The sequence below is a fragment of the Micromonospora sp. WMMC241 genome, assembly GCF_027460165.1.
GTDB lineage: Bacteria > Actinomycetota > Actinomycetes > Mycobacteriales > Micromonosporaceae > Micromonospora > Micromonospora humi.
The window spans coordinates 1,129,672-1,150,327 of sequence record NZ_JAPZBF010000001.1 but is presented as its reverse complement, the minus strand read 5'-3'; the positions used below and the strand labels follow the sequence as shown (position 1 = coordinate 1,150,327).

Below are 20,656 nucleotides of genomic sequence, written 5' to 3'. Positions count from 1 at the left end.
GTCCGGTCATGGCCCGCTCACCGCGCCGACCGGGCTCCGACCGGCGGCACCAGCGGAACCGACCGCCGGCGGACCGGACCGGACGGCTCCGGGCCGCGCTGCGGCCGGCCTCGGCGGCCGCGCGCCGGTTCGGCCACGCCGCCGGGCACGCGTTCTCGGCCAGCGTCACCACCGCGGACCCGCGGGCCCGCCCGGTCGCGGCCCGCCCCACCACGGCCACCACCCGGCGGTACGCCCCGAGGCGCGGTCCCGGTGTCCCGGTGCTGGTGGTGGCCGCCCTGATGGCGATGATCGTGGCCATGCTCGGGGTGGAGCGGGTGACCGGGGCGAGCGTGCTGCCGGACCGGATCGTCGCCGGCCTGCGCCCGCCGCCGAAGAAGTTCCCGGTGCTGCCGGCCAGCCCACCGACCGACCTGACCATCGGCAAGCTCGACCTGCGGGCGCCGGTGCACCGGGTGGGCATCGCACCCGACGGCAGCATCGCGGTGCCGGACGTGGGCAGAGCCGGCGAGGTCGGGTGGTACGACCAGGGCCCCACCCCCGGCCAGTACGGCCCGGCGGTGCTCGTCGGGCACGTCGACACCACCACCGGACCGGCCGTCTTCCACGGGCTGCGGGAACTCGACGACGGCGACCGGATCGAGGTGACCCGGCAGGACCGCTCGGTGGCGGTCTTCGAGGTGACCTCGATCGAGCGGTACGGCAAGGAGAAACTGCCGGTGCAGGAGGTCTACGGGGACTTCAGTCGCCCCGCCCTGCGGCTGATCACCTGTGGCGGGCGGTGGGTGGGCGGCGAGACCGGCTACGCGGACAACCTGGTCGTCTACGCCTCGCTGGTGAAGGCGCGCTGAGCGACCGGCCTCGTCAGGCCGCCTCGGGCTCGGGCTCGCGCAGGTCGAGCCAGTCCGCCCAGCGTGGGTCGGGCGCCCGGTGGCCCAGCACCCGCCAGGCGTTGCCCTTCGGCGCCACCGGCGGGTGGTGCAGCCGCCAGCCCAGCTCGGCCGGGGTCTTGTCGCCCTTGGTGTGGTTGCAGCGGGCGCAGGCGGCGACCACGTTCTCCCAGGCGTGCCGGCCGCCCCGGCTGCGCGGGAAGACGTGATCGATGGTCTCCGCGGGGCCCCGGCAGTAGGCGCACCGCCATCCGTCGCGGGCGAAGATCGCCCGGCGGGAGAGCCCCACGTGGGTGCGGTAGGGCACCCGGACATAGCGGGTCAGCCGCACCACCGAGGGGATCGGGAGCGTGTTGCGCGCGCTGTGCAGGATGCCCTCGCCGTCGGCCACGCAGACCGCCTTGGCGGAGAGCACGAGGATGGCGGCCCGACGCACCGACACGACGCACAGGGGCTCGTAGGTGGCGTTGAGAACGAGCGCACCGGAGCCCGCCGTGGGTCGTATGTCAGGCATCGCGGTCACCCTCCCGGTCCAGCCGCTCCCGCCGCCGCAGGTGCCGGGACCGCCGGCGCGCAGCGCGGCACGGCCCTGGCGCCGGCCGGGATCACCGACGTCCGTTGGGCCAATAGTCCCTGATCGCGCCCCGGAATGCACGCACTAATCCGGGGTACCCTCTTCGGGACTGACCCCGGCGTGCCAGGATGACCGGTTCCGCCCGGGATGATCGTCGGCCCGGTCGTCGCCGCCGGGGCGGGTCCGTGCGGGCCGTCGGCGCCCGGTGCGGTACGAAAGCACGGTGAACGTCTCCGACCTGATCACCGCGCTGCTGTCCGCGCTCTCCGACCGGCGCCCCGACTGCCAGGGCAGCAGTTCCTGCGAGTTCCTCTACCGGCTCACCGGCTCCGCCTGGTTCGCCGAGAGCAGCTACTGGGTCCTGCTCAAGCCGCTGCGGGTGGCCCTGATCCTGCTGATCGCCGTGGCCGCCCGCTGGGCGGTGCACCGGACCATCAACCGGCTGGTGCGGACCACCACGCAGGGCGCGGTGCCGACCATGCTCCGCCCGCTGCGCGAGCGGATCCCCAGCGCCACGCTCGAACCGGAGCAGTTCGTGCCCGAGCGGCGGCGCCAGCGGGCCGAGGCGATCGGGTCGGTGCTGCGCAGTCTCGTCACCGCGTTCGTCTTCGGCATCGCGCTGCTGATGGTGCTCAAGGAGTTCAGCTTCGACCTGGCTCCGCTGCTGGCCAGCGCCGGCATCGCCGGCGTGGCGCTCGGCTTCGGCGCGCAGAGCCTGGTCAAGGACCTGATCGCCGGCCTGTTCATGTTGATCGAGGACCAGTACGGCGTGGGTGACACCGTCGACCTCGGCGAGGCGACGGGCGTGGTGGAGGCGGTCGGCCTGCGGGTGACCACGGTGCGCGACGGCCGGGGCGTGCTCTGGTACATCCGCAACGGCGAGATCGTCCGGGTCGGCAACAAGAGCCAGGGCTGGGCGCTGGTCGTGGTGGATCTGCCGATCGGCTTCGCCGGCACCGAGGAGGCCACCGCCGTGCTGCGGACCGCGGCGGCGTCGGTGGCGCTGGACCCGGAGCTGGCGTCGAAGATCGTGGAGGAGCCGGAGGTGCTCGGCGTCGAGCAGGTGACTGTCGACGGCTCGGTGATCCGTACCGTGGTCAAGACCACCGCTGACGGACAGTTCGCGGTCGGCCGCGAGTTGCGCCGACGGCTCGCGGAGGCGCTGGAGAACTCCGGGATCACCGCGCAGATCGCCGCGGCCCGGCTCTATCCCGGGCTGCCGCCGCAGCCGTCGTCGCCGCCGCGCGGCGAGGGAACGGGCACCGGCGGGGCCACCTGAGGCCGGACGATTTCGGGGGTCGCGCGTCGCGCGGCCCCTCGGGTATCGTCCGTTCGTTCAGTCGGAGATGCGACGATCAATCCGTTCGCCCTAGTCAGTTGTCAGACGATCGGGCAGAATCCGGTGAACACCCTCCACCGGGGAGTGTGTTCGTGTCCTCGCCGATCGGTTGATCTGACGACGGTTCCCGGTCGGGCCATCACAAGTGGCCGGCCCGGAACGATGGAGGCGACGGTGTCCGACCAGCGGCCCGCCCAGGAGAGCCCGGCCACCTTCCGCGACGTCTTCGGTCAGTCGGAGTTCCGGGCGCTCTTCGCGGCGAACGTGCTGTCCTGGGTCGGCGACTACCTCGCCAAGGCCGCGGTCACCGTGCTCGTGCTGCGCGAGACCCAGTCGGTCGCGCTCTCCGCCGCCGCCTTCGCGGCCAGCTACCTGCCCTGGCTGATCGGTGGCCCGCTGCTCTCGGCGCTCGCCGAGCGGCACCGCTACCGCCGGGTGATGGTGCTATGCGACCTGATCCGGATGGCGCTGATGGTGCTCGTCGCCATGCCGTTCATGCCGCCCTGGTCGATCCTCGCCCTGATCTTCGTGGCCACGTTGGCCAACCCGCCGAGCCAGGCGGCGCGCTCCGCGCTGATGCCGCACATCCTCGGCGGCGACCGGCTGGTGGTGGGCCTCACGGTCTCCACCAGCGCGGCGCAGGCCGCCCAGGTCGTCGGCTACCTGGCCGGCGCGGCCATCGCGGTGCTGAACCCGAGCACCGCCCTGCTGATCAACGCGGGCACGTTCGCCCTGTCGGCGGCGCTGGTCCGGTTCGGCCTGCGGGACCGGCCCCCGGCGATGACCGAGGCGCACCGCAGTCACCTGCTGCGGGAGACCGCCCAGGGCTTCCGGATGGTCTTCGAGCGGCCGGTGCTGCGGGCCATCGCGGTGCTGGTGTTCAGCGCCATGCTCTTCTCGATCGTCCCCGAGGGGCTCGCCGCCGGCTGGGCCGCCGACCGGACCGGCGGCGGCATGGACGCCGGCACCGCCCAGGCGGTCATCATGGCCGCCAATCCGGTGGGCTACGTCCTCGGCGGCCTGGTGATCGCCCGACTGACCGGCCCGGCCCGCCGGCTGACCCTGATGCCGGTGCTGGCGGTGCTCGCGCCGGCGGTGCTCGTACCCTCGCTCCTCAACCCGCCGCCGGCCGTGGTGGCCCTGCTGGCCGGCGCGTGCGGCTTCGCGGTCGGCGGGCTCGTCCCGGTCGCCAACGGCCTCTTCGTGCAGGCGCTGCCGGACGGCTACCGGGCCCGGGCGTTCGGGGTGATGGCGAGCGGCACCCAGATCATCCAGGGCGCCTCGGTGCTGGCCACCGGCGCGCTGGCGCAGCGGTTCGGCATCCCGACGGTGGTCGGCCTCTGGAGCGCGGCCGGGGTGGTCCTCATGCTGGTCGCGGCGATCACCTGGCCCCGCCCGGCGACGATCGAGGCGGCCGTCGAGAGCGCCCGCGCCGAGTCGGCGCTCGGGAACGCGCACGCGCCGCAGCGGGGGCCGGGGGCGGGTGACCGGGGGCGGGAGCACGGCCGGCACCGGCACGCGGTGACGTGACGCGCGACGCCCGGCGGGCGGGCGCGGGTGCCGGGTGACACCTGGCAGGATGGAAACGTGACTTCCCCAGGCGAGTCGATGACGCTGTTCGAGGCGATCGGCGGTGAGCCCGCCTTCCGCAAGCTGGTGGACGAGTTCTACGCCGGCGTCGCCGACGACCCGCTGCTGCGGCCGATGTATCCGGAGGAGGATCTGGGCCCGGCGGCGGACCGGCTGACCCTCTTCCTGATCCAGTACTGGGGCGGCCCGCGGACCTACTCCGAGCAGCGCGGGCACCCCCGCCTGCGGATGCGCCACGCCCCGTTCCGGATCGGCGCCGCCGAGCGGGACGCCTGGCTGCGTCACATGCGGCAGGCGGTGGACGCGCTGGACCTGCCGCCGCAGCTCGCCGTCGCGCTCTGGGACTACCTGGAGCGGGCCGCGTACTTCATGGTGAACGCGGAGGACTGACCGACCGGCGAGAGCTCAGAGCAGGGCGCCCTCGTCGTGCAGCCAGTCGACGAACGTGGTGGCCACCGCGGCGCCGCAGTCGAGCATCTCGACCAGGAGCGCGTCGTGGGCGCCGGCGCCGAGCGGCACCTGCAGCTCGGCGTAGATCGGCAGTTGGCCACGCTCGGTCGGATCACCGATGTAGGCCTTGCAGAACCGCCGGGTGTGGTTCCACTCGTTGACCACCCGGTAGGCCCGGTCGGCCCAGTCCGGCGGCACTGTCGCGTGTGGACGGGCCCGCATCACCAGGATCTCGTCCTCCGGACCCTCCAGCGCGACCAGCACGGCGTGCCGCTCCCACATGGCCAGCAGGTTGCCGTCGCCGTCGGCCAGGTAACGCACGTCGAGCAGGTCGAGCGCGTCGCAGACCCGGCGCAGGGTGACCGGGGCGACGGTGGCCGGCATGTCGGCGATGACCGGCCGCTCGGGCGCGGACGCCGCGTCGTCACCCGGCTGGCGCGGGGTCGGTGGCCCGACCCGGACGCTGTCGTCCACTGTGGTCCCGCTTCGAGTCTCCGGATCGCCGCCACCGGCGGGACCGGGGCGCCATGACCACCACGGCATCGCTCGCGCACCTCACTCCCCAGCGGATCCAGCCGCCTACGGTGCGTTGGATCCGAGGATGGACGGTACCCGGACAGCCGGCAGGAGGCACCCCCCCAACGACCGCCCCGGCCCGGAAGAACGATGCCAGGTCATCCGTTCGGATGAGTCCGGGTAGGCGTGAGTGCAAGGTCCGCGACGGTCCGCGACCATGCCGCCCCGTACGGCCCGACCAGGCCGACCCAACGGCCGGCCACCCGCACCTGAACGTCGCCGACGCCCGGGCCGACGAAGCCCATCCGGACCACGCCCTGCACCAGCCGCTGCGACACCTCCACCGGGGCCGCCGGAGCGTCGTCCGGGGTCACCACCACCGCGACGTGATCCAGCAACGCGTCCCGCAGCACCCGCTGGCCGACCGCCCGACCGCCCACCCCGTGGGTGGCCGCCTCGCGCAGCGTGCCGGCCGCCGCGTCCGCGATCCGGCGCAGCTCCGCGCCGGGGAGCACCTCGACCGGCCGGCTGGCCGGCGGCGGCAGCGGCCAGCGCCAGCCGTCGTCGCGGCGGCGGGGCAACGCCGCGCCGGCGGCGGAGAGTTCGGCCAGCAGCTCCCCCGCGCCGACCGTGACGTCACCGGGCGCCGCGCCGGGCACGGTGCGCACCACGAGCACCCCCCAGGGCAGGTGGGCCCAGAGGGCGGTCCGGCCGGCGCCGGGCACCGGCCGGAGCCGGACCAGCACGGCCGGGTCCAGCCGGACCAGCCGGGCGAGGAAGGCCCCGGCGTCGGTCACCCCGGTCAGCCCGTGCCCGACCGCCGGCCCGGTCACCCGGCCAGCCCCGGGGCGTAGCGCAGCAGGAACGCCCGCTCGTCGGCCGAGATCCGGCGCGGCCGTTGGACGGACAGGTCGAACGGCACCAGCACCGAGCGGGCGGTGCCGGCCAGCGCGTCGCCGTCGTACAGCTCGTAGGCGACCGAGAAGGACGCGGCCCGGATCTCGTCCACCCAGAGCTCGATCCGCACGCTCGGTGCCGCCTCCGCGCTGGCCCGGCCGAGCGCGTAGTCGACCGGGCGCAGGTAGTCGACCTCGTGCCGGCGGATGACCACCCCGTCGACGAACGAGCCCACCCCCCACGCCCGGCCGCCGGCGAACATCATCGCCACCCGGGCCTCCTCGTAGAGGGTGAGGAAGCGGGCGTTGTTGACGTGGCCGTACGCGTCCAGGTCGGACCAGCGCAACGCGCAGTGATAGACGAACCGGTCAGACAAGGGTCAGCACCGATCAGTCACGGGTGAGCTTGCGGTAGGTCACCCGGTGCGGGCGGGCCGCCTCCGCGCCGAGCCGGTCGATCTTGTTCTTCTCGTACGCCTCGAAGTTGCCCTCGAACCAGAACCACTTCGACGGCTCCTCCTCGGTGCCCTCCCAGGCGAGGATGTGCGTGGCCACCCGGTCCAGGAACATCCGGTCGTGGGAGATGACCACGGCGCAGCCGGGGAACTCCAGCAGCGCGTTCTCCAGGCTGGAGAGCGTCTCCACGTCCAGGTCGTTGGTCGGCTCGTCGAGCAGGATGACGTTGCCGCCGATCTTGAGCGTCAGCGCCAGGTTGAGCCGGTTCCGCTCGCCGCCGGAGAGCACCTTGGTCGGCTTCTGCTGGTCCGGCCCCTTGAAGCCGAACGCGGCGATGTACGCCCGGGACGGCATCTCGACCTTGCCCACCATGAGGTGGTCCAGCCCGTCGGAGACGACCTCCCAGACGGTCTTGTCGCCGTCCAGGCCCTGCCGGTTCTGGTCGACGTACGACAGGGAGACCGTCGGGCCGACCTTCACGTCGCCGCCGGTCGGCTGCTCCAGCCCGACGATGGTCTTGAACAGCGTGGTCTTGCCGACGCCGTTCGGGCCGATGATGCCGACGATGCCGTTGCGCGGCAGCGAGAAGGACAGGTCGTCGATCAGCACCCGATCGCCGAAGCCCTTGGTCAGGTCGTGCGCCTCGATGACGGTGCTGCCCAGCCGCGGGCCCGGCGGGATCTGGATCTCCTCGAAGTCCAGCTTGCGGGTCTTCTCCGCCTCGGCGGCCATCTCGTCGTACCGGTCGAGGCGGGCCTTGGACTTGGTCTGCCGGGCCTTGGCGTTGGAGCGGACCCACTCCAGCTCGTCGGAGAGGCGCTTCTTCATCTTGGCGTCGCGGCGACCCTCGACGGCCAGCCGGGCGGCCTTCTTCTCCAGGTAGGTGGAGTAGTTGCCCTCGTACGGGTAGGCCCGGCCGCGGTCCAGCTCCAGGATCCAGTTCGCCACGTTGTCCAGGAAGTACCGGTCGTGGGTGATGGCGATGACGGTGCCGGCGTACTTGGCCAGGTGCTGCTCCAGCCACTGCACGCTCTCCGCGTCCAGGTGGTTGGTGGGCTCGTCGAGCAGCAGCAGGTCGGGCGCCTCCAGCAGCAGCTTGCACAGCGCGACCCGGCGGCGCTCACCACCGGAGAGCTTGGTGACGTCGGCGTCCGGCGGCGGGCAGCGCAGCGCGTCCATGGCCAGTTCGAGCTTGGAGTCGATGTCCCAGGCGTCGGCGTTGTCCAACTCCTCCTGGAGCCGGCCCATCTCCTCCATCAACTCGTCGGAGTAGTCGGTGGCCATCTGCTCGGCGATGGCGTTGAAGCGGTCCAGCTTCGTCTTGATCTCCGCGACCGCCTCCTCGACGTTGCCGAGGACCGTCTTGCTGTCGTTGAGCGGGGGCTCCTGGGCGAGCATGCCGACGGTGAAGCCGGGCATCAGCCGGGCCTCGCCGTTGCTCGGCTGGTCCCACCCTGCCATGATCTTGAGGAGGCTGGACTTACCGGCGCCGTTCGGGCCGACCACACCGATCTTGGCCCCCGGCAGGAAGTTCAGCGTCACGTTGTCGAGCACGACCTTGTCGCCGTGCGCCTTGCGCGCCTTCTCCAGGACGTAGATGAACTGGGCCACGGTGCGGGCTACCTCCGTCGGTTGCGATCGCGGGCTTGCGGGTGCGGGGCGCGGGCTTCGACCTCCGCCCGCCGCCGCGGGCCGGGAGCCGGCCGCGCACACCGCCGTCAATCCTGACAGGTACGGGCGGCCGCGCCCACATCACCCCACCCCAGCACCGGTACGGCGGGTCGCGCACCCACCGGGCCGCCGGTGTCGACAAGATCACGGGGAGGGTTCGGCGCTTTCCGGGCGGGTAGAGGAGTCCGGCACGGGGGATCAGACGCCGCAGCTACGCTCAGTACGCTCATCGCGGTGGACCCGTCAGTACCCGGAGGTGGCCGATCGTGACCGTCCGCAGCTCCTTTGTCGTAGTGGCCAACCGACTGCCGGTCGACGAGGTGAGCACACCCGAGGGGCGGCAGTGGCGACGCAGCCCGGGCGGCCTGGTGACCGCGCTGCACCCGGTGCTCGCCGAACACCAGGGCACCTGGGTCGGCTGGGCCGGTGGCACCGGTGCCGCACCCGAGCCGTTCGACCTGGAGGGGATCCGGCTGCACCCGGTGCCGTTGAGCGCCGAGGAGCTGGAGCGCTACTACGAGGGCCAGTCCAACGCGACGATCTGGCCGCTCTACCACGACGCGGTGGAGACACCCGCCTACAAGCGGCGCTGGCGCGAGGCGTACCGCCTGGTCAACGCCCGGTTCGCGGAGGCCGCGGCGGACGTGGCGGCCGAGGGCGCCACGGTCTGGGTGCAGGACTACCAGCTCCAGCTCGTCCCGGCGATGCTGCGTGAGCTGCGCCCCGACCTCAAGATCGGGTTCTTCCTGCACATCCCGTTCCCGCCGATCGAGCTGTTCATGCAGATGCCGTTCCGCGCCGAGATCCTGCGCGGCCTGCTCGGCGCCGACCTGGTCGGCTTCCAGCAGCGGCTGGCGGCGCAGAACTTCGTCCGGCTGGCCCGGCACCTGCTCGGCCTGCGCTACGAGGGGCAGATGATCCAGGTCGACGGCCGGCAGGTGAAGGCCGGCGCGTTCCCGATCTCGATCGAGACCCGGGAGATGGAGCGGCTGGCCGAGGACCCGGCGATCCAGGCCCGGGCCAAGCAGATCCGCGAGGAGCTGGGCAACCCGAAGACGATCATCCTGGGCGTCGACCGGCTCGACTACACCAAGGGCATCGAACTCCGGCTCAAGGCCTTCCGAGAACTCCTCGCTGACGGAAAGTTGACAGTTCCAGACGCGGTTATGGTGCAGGTCGCCACGCCCAGCCGCGAGCGCGTGGAGCACTACCAGGCACTTCGGGTGAAGGTGGAACGCGAGGTTGGCCGGATCAATGGTGAATTCGGCCGGGTCGGCGTGCCGGCGGTGCATTATCTGCATCAGTCGTACAGTCGCTCCGAACTGGCCGCGATGTACGTCGCGGCCGACGTGATGATGGTGACCCCGCTGCGAGACGGAATGAATCTGGTGGCCAAGGAGTACGTCGCATCGCGCGCCGACCAGGGCGGCGCGCTCGTGCTCAGTGAGTTCGCCGGCGCCGCCACCGAGCTGCGCCAGGCGTTCCTGTGTAATCCGCACGACCCGGACGCGGTGAAGGACGCGTTGCTGCGGGCCGTGCACGTCGAGAAGCCCGAAGCCCGCCGCCGGATGCGCGTCATGCAGCGCCATCTGCGCAGCCACGACGTGGGCCACTGGGCCAAGTCGTTCCTCAGCGAGCTCGGCGTCCCCGATACGGAGGCTGCGTGACCTCGCCCGCCGCCGCCACCTCCTCCGGTGGCGTGCTCGACCCGGAACTGCGCGCCGCGATCGGCCGCATCGCCCGGATCCCCCAGCTCCTCGTCGCCTGCGACTACGACGGCACACTGGCGCCGATCGTCGAGGACCCGACCAAGGCCGTACCGCTGCCCGAGTCGGTGGCCGCGATCCGCGCGCTGGCCTCGCTGCCGCAGACGAGCGTCGCGGTGGTCTCCGGCCGCGCGCTGCGCGACCTGGCCACGCTCTCCCGGCTGCCGAGCGAGGTGCACCTGGTCGGCAGCCACGGCTCGGAGTTCGACATCGGCTTCGTCGAACGGCTCAGCCCGGAGCTGATCGCGGTCCGGCACCGGCTCCGCCAGGAGCTGCGGGACATCGCCGCCGCGCACCCCGGGGTCCGACTGGAACGCAAGCCGGCCAGCGTGGCCGTGCACACCCGCGGGGTCGACCCGCAGGTCGCCGCCGCGGCCGTGGAGGCGGTCCGCAACGGGCCCGCCACCTGGGACGACGTCACCGTCACCCAGGGCAAGGAGGTCATCGAGCTGTCGGTGGTGGCAACCCACAAGGGCACCGCGGTCGACCAGCTCCGCACCCAGCTCGCCGCCGGCGCGGTGCTCTTCATCGGCGACGACGTCACCGACGAGAACGCGTTCGGCAACCTCCAGGGGCCGGACGTCGGCATCAAGATCGGCCCCGGCGAGACCCAGGCCGACTACCGGGTGGCCGAGCCGATCGAGGCGGCCCGTGCGCTGGGCCTGCTGCTGGAGACCCGGCGGCACTGGCTCTTCGGCGAGCGGGCGGTGCCGATCGAGCGGCACTCGATGCTCGCCAACGGCCGTACGGTCGCGCTGGTCACCCCGGAAGCCAAGATCACCTGGCTGTGCCACCCGAAGCCGGACTCGGCGGCGATCTTCGCCGACCTGGTCGGCGGCAGCCCGGCCGGGCACTTCACCATCGGCCCGGAGCGCGGCGGCATCCCGCTCGGCCAGCGCTACCGCAGCAACACCATGACGGTGGAGACCCGCTGGTCCGGCCTGACCGTCACCGACTGGCTGGACCTGCCCGTCCGGCAGACCACGCCGGACGACCCGGCCGTGGTCAGCGGCGACTCGACCCTGGTCCGGGTGCTCAGCGGCACCGGGCGGGCCCGCGTCGAGTTCGCGCCACGACCGGAGTTCGGCCAGGTGGCGGTGCAGCTCCAGCCGCTCGACGACGGGTTGCTCGTGCTCGGCTCCAACGAGCCGGTCGCGCTGCACTCCCCCGGCGTCGAGTGGGAGGTCACCAACGACGCCGGGTACGAGACCGCGAAGGCCGTGGTGGACCTGTCCGCCCTCGGCGGGCAGGTGGTGCTGGAACTGCGCTTCGGCACCCAGAGCCTGGAGCCGCACCGGGTGCCGGTGCACGAGCGGCAGGCCGCCGCCGAGCAGCCCTGGAAGGACTGGGTGGCCTCGCTGCGGCTGCCCACCACCGCCCGGGACCTGGTCGCCCGCAGCGCGCTGACCCTGCGCGGGCTCGCCCACGAGCCGACCGGCTCGATCCTCGCCGCGGCCACCACGTCGCTGCCCGAGGAACTGGGCGGGGTCCGCAACTGGGACTACCGCTACTGCTGGCTGCGGGACGCGGCGATGACCGCGCGGTCGCTCGTCGACCTCGGCTCCACCGAGGAGGCCGAAGGGCTGCTGCGCTGGATCGACGGCGTGGTGGAACGCACCGGCGGGCACCCGGAGCGGCTGCACCCGCTCTACACCGTCGACGGTTTCGAGCTGGGCGCCGAGGCGGTCATCGACACGCTGCCCGGCTACGCCGGGTCCCGGCCGGTCCGGGTCGGCAACCTCGCCAACCACCAGCTCCAGCTCGACGTCTTCGGCCCGGTGGCCGACCTGATCGCCGCGGTGGCCGACGCCCGGGGCTCGGTCCGCGACGACGAGTGGCGGGTGCTGGAGAACATGGTCGAGGCGGTACGCCGCCGCTGGCACGAGCCCGACCACGGCATCTGGGAGGCCCGCCTCCCACCCCGGCACCACGTCTTCTCCAAGGTCATGCTCTGGATGACTGTCGACCGGGCGCTGCACGTGGTGCGCCAGCACGGCGGCGAGGACCGGCCGGAGTGGGTCGACCTGCGCGACCGGATCGGCGCCAACGTGCTGGAGTACGGCTGGCACCCGGAGGCCGAGGCCTACAGCGTCGCGTACGGGCACGACGAGATGGACGCCTCGTCGCTCTGGATCGGCCTGTCCGGGCTGCTCCCCGGCGACGATCCGCGTTTCCTCTCCACCGTGCTCAAGATCGAGGCGGACCTGCGCAGCGGCCCGGTGGTCTACCGCTACCACTGGGACGACGGCCTGCCCGGTCGGGAGGGTGGCTTCCACATCTGCACGGCGTGGCTGATCGAGGCGTACCTGCGCACCGGCCGCCGCACCGACGCGGAGGAGCTGTTCACCCAGATGGTCGACACGGCCGGCCCCACCGGCCTGCTCCCGGAGCAGTACGACCCGCTGGCCGAGCGGGGCCTGGGCAACCACCCCCAGGCGTACAGCCACCTCGGCCTGATCCGCTGCGCCCTGCTCCTGGACAACATGCTCAAGCAGTAACCCGACCCGGAACGCGGCCCGGGACCGTCCGGTCCCGGGCCGCTCCGCGTCCCACCCACCCCCGCTCCGCCGATCTTGCACTTGCTGCCCCGACGAATGGGGCGGATCAGGGCATGGTGCGGGCACCAACTGCAAGATCGATGGCGTCAGGGGGTCAGGGCGTCGACCACGTCGCCGACGACCACGACGGCCGGGGGGCGGAGCGCGGCGGCCTCCACGTCGGCGGCGACCGTGGCGAGCGTGGCGCGCAGGGTGCGCTGGGCTGCGGTGGTGCCCTCCTGGATCACCGCGGCGGGGGTGTGCGGCGGCTTGCCGTGCGCGATCAGCGTGGCGGCGATCGCGGCCAGGTTCTTCAGGCCCATCAGGATCACCAGCGTGCCGCGCAGCCCGGCGAGCGACTCCCAGCGCACCAGCGAGGCCGGCGCGTCCGGCGCGACGTGCCCGGAGACCACCGTGAACTCGTGCGCCACCGACCGGTGCGTCACCGGCACCCCGGCCACCCCGGGCACCGCGATCGCGCTGGTCACCCCCGGCACCACGGTCACCGGCACCCCCGCCTCGGCGCAGGCCAGCAGTTCCTCACCACCCCGCCCGAAGACGTACGGGTCGCCGCCCTTGAGCCGCACCACGACCCGGCCGGCCAGGGCGCGTTCCACCAGGATCCGGTTGATCTCCTCCTGGGCGCGCGACGGTCCGTAGGGGATCTTCGACGCGTCGACCAGCTCGACGTCCGGGCGCAGCTCGTCCAGGAGCAGCCCGGGGACGAGCCGGTCGGCCACCACCACCTCGGCCTCGGTGAGCAGCCGCCAGCCCTTCACGGTGATCAGCTCCGGGTCACCCGGCCCGGCGCCCACCAGCGCGACGCGCCCGCCGGAGGTGTTAAGCGGGGCGCCCTCCTCTACCGAATCCGTTAACAGGGGGCCCCTCCTTGCACTCAGGAGGGTGCGGACGGCGTCGCGGACGGCCATCGCGCGGCGCGGGTCGCCGCCGCCGAGGACCGCCACCGTCACCGGGCCGTGCCGGGTGACCGCGGGCGTCCACGCGCTGGCGGCCGCGCGGTCGTCGGCGCGCACGCAGAAGATCCGCCGCTCGGCCGCGGCGGCGCTGACCGCCGCGGCGGCGAGCCGGTCGTCCACCGCCACCTGGACCAGCCAGGCGCCCTCCAGGTCACCGGCGACGAACCGGTGCGGCTCCCACCGCAGCCGCCCGGCGTCGGCGTGCGCGCGCAGCGCCGGGGTCAGCTCCGGCGACACCAGCAGCACGTCCGCGCCGGCGTCCAGCAGCGCCGGCACCCGTCGGGTGGCCACCGCTCCCCCGCCCACCACGACCACGCGCCGCCCGGCCAGCCGCAACCCCAGGGGGTACGGGCTCGGCTCGCTCACTTCTCGGCCACCCCGGCCGAGTCGAACGTGGCCACCTCGTGCAGCACCCGGACCGCGCCGGTGACGACCGGCAGGGCGAGCAACGCCCCGGTGCCCTCGCCGAGCCGCAGCCCCAGGTCGATCAGCGGGTCCAGCCCGAGGTGCCGCAGCGCCGCGGTGGCGCCCGGCTCGGCGCTGCGGTGCCCGGCGACCATGGCGCCCACCGCGTCCGGTGCGAACGCGGCGGCGGCCAGCGCGGCGCTGACCGCGATCACGCCGTCGAGCAGCACCGGCACCCGGCGCGCGGCGGCGCCGAGGATCAGCCCGGCCAGCGCGGCGTGCTCCAGCCCGCCAACCGCGGCGAGCACGCCCAGCGGGTCCGCCGGGTCGGGCGCGTGCCGCTCCAGCGCGGCCCGGACCACCTCCACCTTGCGGGCGTACGTCCCGTCGTCCACGCCCGTGCCCCGGCCGGTCGCCGCCGCCGCGTCCACACCGGTGAACGCGGCGACGAGGGCGGCCGCCGGGGTGGTATTGCCGATGCCCATGTCGCCGGTGAGCAGGATGCCGGCGCCGGCGTCGATCAGTTCGGCGGCGACCCGGATGCCGGTCTCCACCGCCGCCCGAGCCTCGTCCCGGGTGAGCGCGGCGGTGACCGTCATGTCCCGGGTGCCGAGCCGCACGTTCGCCGCCACCAGACGCGGTCCGTCCGGGTCGGCGGGCGTCGCGACGATGTCCGCGGGGCGGGCCGACGGGTCGACCGGGTCGGCGGAGAGCCCCGTCGGGTCGGCCGGGTCGGCGGAGAGCCCGGCCGGGTCGGTCGGGTCGGCGGCGCGCGCCGCCGCGGCGGGCGGGGTGGCCGCGAGCGGGGTGGCGACGCCGACGTCCACCACGGTGACCGAGGCGCCGGCCTGCCGGGCGAACGCGTTGACCACCGCGCCGCCGGCCAGGAAGTTGCCGATCATCTGGGCGGTGACCTCCTGCGGCCACGGGCTGACGCCCTGGGCGTGGACGCCGTGGTCGCCCGCGAAGATCGCCACCGCGGCCTCGTCGGGCAGCGGCGGCGGGCAGGTCCCGGCCAGCCCGGCCAGGCGTACCGAGAGTGGCTCCAGGGCGCCGAGCGAGCCGGCGGGCTTGGTCAGCCGGCCCTGGAGTTCGCGGGCCGCCGCCATCGCGGCCTCGTCCAGCGGCCGGATCGCCGCGACGGTGGACTCCAGCATCATGCCTCCAGGATCCCTGCGAGCGTCTCGACGAACGCGTCGGTGGTGGCCGGATCGCGCACCGCGATCCGGAGCCAGTCCGGGCCGAGCCCGGGGAACGTGTCGCCCCGGCGCACCGCCCAGCCCCGCTCCCGCAGCCGCTGTCGCAGCTCGGCCGCGCCGGGTCGGTGGATCAGGACGAAGGCGCTGGCCGGCGCTCCCGCGACGCGTACGCCGGGCAGGCCGGACAGGCGGGTCACCAGGTGGTCGCGGTCGGCGGCGAGGTCGGCGGCGATCGCGCGCTCGGCCGCGACGGCGAGCGGCGCGGCGCAGGCGGTGGCCGCGGCGAGCGCCGGGGTGGAGACGGCCCAGAGCGGCTGGGCGGCGGCGAGGCGGGCCAGCAGCCCGGCGTCGCCGAGCAGGTAGCCGATCCGCAGCCCGGCCAGCCCCCAGGTCTTGGTGAGACTGCGGACCACCAGGAGGCCGGGCAGGTCACGGCGGTGGGCGAGCGACTCGGGCTCGCCGTCGACGCCGGGGGCGATCGTGGTGTCCGCGAACGCCTCGTCGACCACCAGCACCCGACCCGGGCGGGCCAGTGTGGCGACGGCGTCCGCGGGGTGCAGCGCCGAGGTCGGGTTGGTGGGATTGCCGATCATGACCAGGTCGGCGTCGGCGGGGACGCGGGCCGGGTCGAGCCGGAACCCGTCGGCCGGGTCGAGCAGCACCCGGTCCACCCGGTGCCCGGCGGCGCGCAGGGCGGCCTCCGGCTCGGTGAACTGCGGGTGCACCACCACCGGGTGGCGGGCGTCGCGCAACGCGCGGGCGATCAGCACGAAGCCCTCGGCGGCGCCGGCCGTGAGGAGTACCTCGTCCGGGGGTCGCCCGTGCCGGTGACCGACGGCGGCGCGGGCCGGCGTCGGGTCCGGGTACGCGGCCAGGTCGCCCAGCGCGGCGGTGATCGGGTCGGCCAGCCAGTCGGGCATCGCGGCGCGCCGCACGTTGACCGCCAGGTCGACCAGTCCGGGTGTGGCCTCGGCGTCCCCATGGTGGCCCAGGTCGGGTTCGGGCGCGGCGGCGGTCGGTGCGGCGGGCATGACCGCGATCCTGCCGGGAAGCCGCCGTCCGGGACAGCGCATCCCGGCGTGGGGCGCGTCACGACCCCCGCCCGTTTATGAATTCTTCTCATTTCCGAATCGGAAATGTCATAGCTTGACCACGTGAGCAATCGACCCCTTGCCTCCGCCGGTCGTGCCGTGCCCCTTCTCCGCGCCGGGCTGATCGCCGGCATCGTCGTCGCCGCCGCCCTCTATCCGATGGCCGCCGTCACCGGCGTCGGCGCGAAGGCCACCGCGCACGCCGTGCAGCAGAAGACGAACATCCTCAAGACCGCGCTGCCGGCCGAGACCTCGTACGTCTACGCGCCGGACGGCAAGACCGTGCTGACCATGTTCTACGAGGAGTACCGGCAGTACACCAAGATCGAGAACATGTCGCCGAACATCCAGCAGGCGATCGTCGCCGCCGAGGACAACCGCTTCTACCAGCACCACGGCGTCGACCCGAAGGGCGTGGCGCGGGCGTTCGTCTCCAACGCCCGCTCCGGCGGCGTCTCCCAGGGCGCCTCCACGCTCACCATGCAGTACGTGCGGATGGCCCTGCGGGACAGCGCGAGCACGCCCAAGGAGGTCCAGGAGGCCACCCAGCAGACCAGCCTGCGCAAGGTCAAGGAGATGCGCATGGCGCTCGACATCGAGAAGCACCTGACCAAGGAGCAGATCCTCGAGCGCTACCTCAACTCGGCCTACTTCGGCCACCGGGCGTACGGGATCTACGCCGCGTCGCAGATCTTCTTCTCCAAGACCCCGGCGACGCTCAGCCCGGTCGAGGCGGCCACCCTGGCCGGGCTGGTGAAGTCTCCCTCCGAGTACGACCCGATCACCTCGGACCAGAAGGACGCCACCGGCCGGCGCAACTACGTGCTGGACAACATGGCCCGCCTCGGTTACCTGTCGCCGGACGCCGCCGCGGCGGCCAAGGGGCAGCCGATCAAGCTGAAGCTGACCGACCCGCCGAACGACTGCGCCGCGATCGACGGCGCGCACCGCAGCTGGGGCTTCTACTGCGACTACCTGAAGAACTGGTGGAGCGCGCAGTCCGCGTTCGGCGAGAACCGGCTGGAACGGATGGACAAGCTGCGCCGCGGCGGCTACCGGATCGTGCTCGCGCTCGACCCGAAGACCCAGGCGGCGGCCGAGAAGAACGTCGGCGCCAAGGACAACACCGGCAGCCCGTTCGCCAACGGCATCGTCGTCTCCGAGCCGGGCACCGGGCGGATCAAGGCGATGGCGGTGAACCGGAACTACTCGCTGGACCTGGCCGAGAACCCGAACAGCTCGAACCCGGAGGCCGGCCCCAAGGTCAAGGCGAACTACCCGAACACGGTGGCGCCGCTGCTCGGCGGCGGGACACTCCCCGGCTACCAGGCCGGATCGACGTTCAAGATGTTCCCGATGCTCGCCGCGCTCAACGCCGGGATGCCGCTGTCCACCGCGTACGACTCGCCCTACCGGTACCAGTCCGCGGTCTACGACGGCTGGGCGCCGTCCAACGCCAGCGGCGCGATGACCGGCCGGCAGACCATGTGGTCCGGCTTCGGCAAGTCGGTGAACACCTACTTCGTCCAGCTGGAGGAGAAGGTGGGCGCGGACGCCGGGGTGCGCCTGGCCGAGCAGCTGGGGCTGCGCTGGCGCACCGACGTGGACAAGGAGCAGGCCTCCCCGGCCAAGGCGAAGAAGTGGGGCGCGTTCACGCTGGGCGTCTCCGACGCCACCCCGCTGGAGATGGCGAACGCGTACGCGACCGTCGCCGCCGACGGGCGCTACTGCGAGGCGATCCCGGTCAACGCGATCATGAACCGGGACGGCACGCCGGCCACCTGGTCCACCCCGGGCGGGGTGCAGCGGGAGGTGGCCAAGCCGAGGTGCCGGCAGGTGGTCAACGCGGACGCGGCCCGGGCCGCCACCGATGCCGCCCGCTGCCCGACCGGCGACACGCCCGCCAAGGGGAGCTGCGGCGGCTGGTCGACCGCCGACAGCGTCCGGAAGACGGTCGGCCGACCGGTGGCCGGCAAGACCGGCACCACGGACAGCACCCGGTCGGCGTGGTTCGTCGGCTACACCCCGGAACTGGCCGCGGCGAGCTTCATCGCCGATCCGGACAATCCCTTCAACGCGGTGGGTGACGGGCAGTCACAGATCCCGGTGAACGCGGTGGCGGAGACGCTGCGCGACGCGCTGAAGGGTCAACCCACCCGCCAGTTCACCCCGCCGTCCGACCAGATCGTCGGCTGACCGCCGCCTGCCCGTCCCGGGGGTGCGCCCGGGTCAGTCGACCAGGGAGTTCGCGCCCGCGAACTCCCTGATCGACGTCAGCGCAGGTCGGCGGCCACGAACGACCACAGCTCCAGGTCGACCCGGGCACCGCGGACGAAACCGGCGTTGCGCAGCAGGCCCTCGTAGCTGAAGCCGGCCTTCTCGGCGACCCGCCGCGAGGCGACGTTGCCCGGCGCCACCCGCAGTTCCACCCGGTGGAACCCGTGCTCCAGGATCAACGCGATCGCCACCCCGTCCACCGCCTCCGCGGCCAGGCCGAAGCCCCGGGCCTGCGGCGCGATCGCGTACGACACCTCGGTGAGCCGCGCCCCCCAGTCGGTGCGACGGGTCCAGAGGCAGCCGACGACCCGCTGGTCCTCCCGGCGGACCACCGCCCAGTGGTCGCCGTCGCCGCTGTCCCGCCGCTGCCGGGCCAGCTCGGTGCACCAGGCCCGCCCGTCGATCTGCCCGGCCGCCTCGGCCAGCGGCAACCAGCGCTGCGTCTGCCGGTCGGCGAACACCTCGTCCACGGCCGCCGCGTCCGCCGCGGTGAGCCGGCGCACCTCCGTGCGCGGGGTGGACACGGTCAGCGCCGGGAACCGGCGTACCGCCACCTGACCGATCACGCGGGCGCCGCCGCGGGTGTCCGGGCGGCGGCCACCAGGCGCTCGGCCACCCCGGGAAGCGCGGCCCAGTGCGGCACGAGCTGCGAGGCGTGCACGCCGTGGTGGACGAAGCCCTCCGGGGTGCCGCCACCCCACTGCCAGGCCGGGCGGTCACCGGCGCGCGGGGTGAGCACCGCCGCGTGCTGCTTGTGCCCGGTCACCGTGACGCCGGCCGGCGCCACCACGCTGTCGGTGACCGCGGTGGCCTCCCGGTAGCCGACGACCAGGCCGTCCCGGACCGTGCCGACCGCGTCGAGCACCCCGCACATCGGCAGGCCGTCCAGCTCGCGGGCCAGCCACAGCAGGCCGGCGCCCTCGGCGACCACCGGGCGGCCGGAGCGGGCCAGCTCGGCCACCGCGATGCAGAGCCGGCGGTTGGCGGAGAGCTGCTCCGCGTACGCCTCGGGGAGCCCGCCGCCGACGACGAGCGCGCGGGCCCCGGCGGGCAGCGCCTCGTCGTGCAGCGGGTCGAACGTGATCACCTCGGCGCCGGCGGCGCGCAGCAGCTCGACCGTCTCCGGGTGGCTGTAGCTGCCGGCCGGACCACCGGCCAGCGCCACCACCGGCCGCCCGCCAACCTCGGACGGCCCGTCCGCCGGCTCGGCCGACCAGGGCCCGACGGTCAGCGCGGGCGCGGAGCGGGCCAGCGTCAGGAGCCGGTCCAGGTCGACGGTGGCGGCCACCGCCTCACCGAGCCGGCGCACCCCGCGCTCGGCCTCGACGTCGCCGCGCACCACCGGTGCGGCGCCGTGCCGGCGGGCGGGCAGCACCGGAGGCAGCTCGTGCCGGCGCAACGCGCCGTAGACCGGCACCCCGACGTCGTCCAGCGCCTCGCGCAGCAGCTCCTCGTGCCGGGGCGAGGCCACCCGGTTGAGGATCACGCCGCCCAGCCAGAGCTGTTCGTCGTACGCCCGGAAGCCGTGCACCAGCGCGGCCACCGACTGGCCCATCGCGGCCACGTCCACCACCAGCACCACCGGGCTGCGCAGCGCGGTGGCGACGGCGGCCGTGGACTCGCTCTCCGGCCGGCCGGCGACCGAGTCGTAGAGGCCCATGGTGCCCTGGACCAGCGCGAACCCGGCCCCGGCCGCGCCGTGCGCGAAGAGCGGGGCGATCCGCTCCGGGCCGACCAGGCGCGGGTCGAGCGTGCGCCCCGGCCGGCCGGCGGCCAACCCGAGGTATGCCGCGTCGACCTGGTCCGGCCCGACCTTGAACCCGGCGACCGGCAGCTCCCGGTCGGCCAGGGCCGCGAGCAGGCCGAGGGAGAGGGCACCGGTGCCGTGCCCCGAGGAGGGTGCGCTCAGCACGACGCGGGGCACGTCGGTCATCATCGACTCCTGGATCCGGGGGATTTCCGCCCGCGTGACCATACCCGCCCGGCCCGACGCGCGGCGTCCGCCCGGGTGCCGGGATTCCG

The 20,656-nt window shown here is 73.8% G+C and carries 17 protein-coding genes; 7 read left to right on the top strand and 10 right to left on the bottom strand.

All coding sequences use genetic code 11. From position 1 onward, the window contains the following. Window positions 1–8 precede the first annotated feature (8 nt). Window positions 9–851 (top strand): class F sortase, encoded by an 843-nt coding sequence (locus tag O7598_RS05535; protein ID WP_269690301.1) that lies wholly within the window; start codon window positions 9–11, stop codon window positions 849–851. Window positions 852–864: 13 nt separating this feature from the next. Here O7598_RS05535 and O7598_RS05530 read toward each other — a convergent pair whose 3' ends face one another. Beyond that, on the bottom strand, window positions 865–1,404 hold the full coding sequence (locus O7598_RS05530; protein WP_091069643.1) for an HNH endonuclease: 540 nt from the start codon (window positions 1,402–1,404) through the stop codon (window positions 865–867). A gap of 310 nt (window positions 1,405–1,714) precedes the next feature. Here O7598_RS05530 and O7598_RS05525 point away from each other — a divergent pair, with 310 nt between their 5' ends. The 3 genes from O7598_RS05525 (at window position 1,715) to O7598_RS05515 (ending at window position 4,783) form a co-directional block, all read left to right on the top strand. Continuing rightward, window positions 1,715–2,743, top strand: a complete 1,029-nt coding sequence (locus O7598_RS05525) for a mechanosensitive ion channel family protein (RefSeq protein WP_269694759.1) — start codon at window positions 1,715–1,717, stop codon at window positions 2,741–2,743. A gap of 222 nt (window positions 2,744–2,965) precedes the next feature. Continuing rightward, window positions 2,966–4,333: an MFS transporter gene (locus O7598_RS05520; RefSeq protein WP_269690300.1), complete on the top strand. Its 1,368-nt coding sequence runs from the start codon at window positions 2,966–2,968 to the stop codon at window positions 4,331–4,333. A 78-nt stretch (window positions 4,334–4,411) separates the two neighbouring features. After that, complete coding sequence (locus O7598_RS05515) at window positions 4,412–4,783, top strand: globin (RefSeq protein ID WP_269694758.1); 372 nt, start codon at window positions 4,412–4,414, stop codon at window positions 4,781–4,783. Window positions 4,784–4,798: 15 nt separating this feature from the next. Here O7598_RS05515 and O7598_RS05510 read toward each other — a convergent pair whose 3' ends face one another. The 4 genes from O7598_RS05510 to ettA all read right to left on the bottom strand — a co-directional run bounded on the left by O7598_RS05510 (window position 4,799) and on the right by ettA (window position 8,322). Next, entirely contained in the window at window positions 4,799–5,386 is a 588-nt protein-coding gene (locus O7598_RS05510; protein WP_091069510.1) for a YbjN domain-containing protein, read from the bottom strand. Window positions 5,387–5,517: 131 nt separating this feature from the next. Further along, entirely contained in the window at window positions 5,518–6,192 is a 675-nt protein-coding gene (locus O7598_RS05505; protein ID WP_269690299.1) for a hypothetical protein, read from the bottom strand. Continuing rightward, complete coding sequence (locus O7598_RS05500; RefSeq protein WP_269690298.1) at window positions 6,189–6,632, bottom strand: acyl-CoA thioesterase; 444 nt, start codon at window positions 6,630–6,632, stop codon at window positions 6,189–6,191. The genes O7598_RS05505 and O7598_RS05500 overlap by 4 nt, the downstream gene beginning before the upstream one ends. Before the next feature lie 13 nt (window positions 6,633–6,645). Beyond that, window positions 6,646–8,322, bottom strand: a complete 1,677-nt coding sequence (gene ettA / locus O7598_RS05495; RefSeq protein WP_091069504.1) for an energy-dependent translational throttle protein EttA — start codon at window positions 8,320–8,322, stop codon at window positions 6,646–6,648. Between the two features lie 326 nt (window positions 8,323–8,648). On the opposite strand from ettA, the gene O7598_RS05490 reads away from it, so the two are divergent. Further along, entirely contained in the window at window positions 8,649–10,049 is a 1,401-nt protein-coding gene (locus O7598_RS05490; RefSeq protein ID WP_091069502.1) for an alpha,alpha-trehalose-phosphate synthase (UDP-forming), read from the top strand. Further along, window positions 10,046–12,646, top strand: a complete 2,601-nt coding sequence (otsB, locus tag O7598_RS05485; RefSeq protein ID WP_269690296.1) for a trehalose-phosphatase — start codon at window positions 10,046–10,048, stop codon at window positions 12,644–12,646. The genes O7598_RS05490 and otsB overlap by 4 nt, the downstream gene beginning before the upstream one ends. Before the next feature lie 146 nt (window positions 12,647–12,792). Here the strand turns inward: otsB and cobA are convergent, their stop codons facing one another. Genes cobA through cobC form a run of 3 tightly spaced genes read right to left on the bottom strand, consistent with a single transcriptional unit; the run spans window position 12,793 to window position 16,297 of the window. After that, entirely contained in the window at window positions 12,793–14,028 is a 1,236-nt protein-coding gene (gene cobA, locus O7598_RS05480; RefSeq protein ID WP_269690295.1) for a uroporphyrinogen-III C-methyltransferase, read from the bottom strand. After that, the gene (locus tag O7598_RS05475) at window positions 14,025–15,224 is read right to left on the bottom strand and encodes a nicotinate-nucleotide--dimethylbenzimidazole phosphoribosyltransferase (RefSeq protein WP_269694757.1); all 1,200 of its coding nucleotides are present in this window, start codon (window positions 15,222–15,224) and stop codon (window positions 14,025–14,027) included. The genes cobA and O7598_RS05475 overlap by 4 nt, the downstream gene beginning before the upstream one ends. Beyond that, on the bottom strand, window positions 15,224–16,297 hold the full coding sequence (gene cobC, locus O7598_RS05470; protein ID WP_269690294.1) for an Rv2231c family pyridoxal phosphate-dependent protein CobC: 1,074 nt from the start codon (window positions 16,295–16,297) through the stop codon (window positions 15,224–15,226). Before cobC ends, O7598_RS05475 begins: the two co-directional genes overlap by 1 nt. 123 nt (window positions 16,298–16,420) lie before the next feature. Between cobC and O7598_RS05465 the strand changes: the two genes are divergently transcribed. Continuing rightward, the gene (locus O7598_RS05465; protein ID WP_269690293.1) at window positions 16,421–18,553 is read left to right on the top strand and encodes a transglycosylase domain-containing protein; all 2,133 of its coding nucleotides are present in this window, start codon (window positions 16,421–16,423) and stop codon (window positions 18,551–18,553) included. Window positions 18,554–18,630: 77 nt separating this feature from the next. On the opposite strand, the gene O7598_RS05460 is transcribed toward O7598_RS05465, so the two are convergent. After that, on the bottom strand, window positions 18,631–19,200 hold the full coding sequence (locus O7598_RS05460; protein WP_269690292.1) for a GNAT family N-acetyltransferase: 570 nt from the start codon (window positions 19,198–19,200) through the stop codon (window positions 18,631–18,633). Then, window positions 19,197–20,567, bottom strand: a complete 1,371-nt coding sequence (locus tag O7598_RS05455) for a cobyrinate a,c-diamide synthase (RefSeq protein WP_269690291.1) — start codon at window positions 20,565–20,567, stop codon at window positions 19,197–19,199. Before O7598_RS05455 ends, O7598_RS05460 begins: the two co-directional genes overlap by 4 nt. Window positions 20,568–20,656: the final 89 nt, after the last annotated feature.

Coding starts and splice junctions, on each gene's coding strand:
- O7598_RS05510 (WP_091069510.1), bottom strand. CDS start 5,386: ATGCCGTGGTGGTCATGGCGCCCCGGTCCCGCCGGTGGCGGCGATCCG.
- O7598_RS05515 (WP_269694758.1), top strand. CDS start 4,412: ATGACGCTGTTCGAGGCGATCGGCGGTGAGCCCGCCTTCCGCAAGCTG.
- O7598_RS05530 (WP_091069643.1), bottom strand. CDS start 1,404: ATGCCTGACATACGACCCACGGCGGGCTCCGGTGCGCTCGTTCTCAAC.
- O7598_RS05535 (WP_269690301.1), top strand. CDS start 9: ATGGCCCGCTCACCGCGCCGACCGGGCTCCGACCGGCGGCACCAGCGG.
- O7598_RS05520 (WP_269690300.1), top strand. CDS start 2,966: ATGGAGGCGACGGTGTCCGACCAGCGGCCCGCCCAGGAGAGCCCGGCC.
- O7598_RS05475 (WP_269694757.1), bottom strand. CDS start 15,224: ATGCTGGAGTCCACCGTCGCGGCGATCCGGCCGCTGGACGAGGCCGCG.
- O7598_RS05455 (WP_269690291.1), bottom strand. CDS start 20,567: ATGACCGACGTGCCCCGCGTCGTGCTGAGCGCACCCTCCTCGGGGCAC.
- cobC (WP_269690294.1), bottom strand. CDS start 16,297: ATGCCCGCCGCACCGACCGCCGCCGCGCCCGAACCCGACCTGGGCCAC.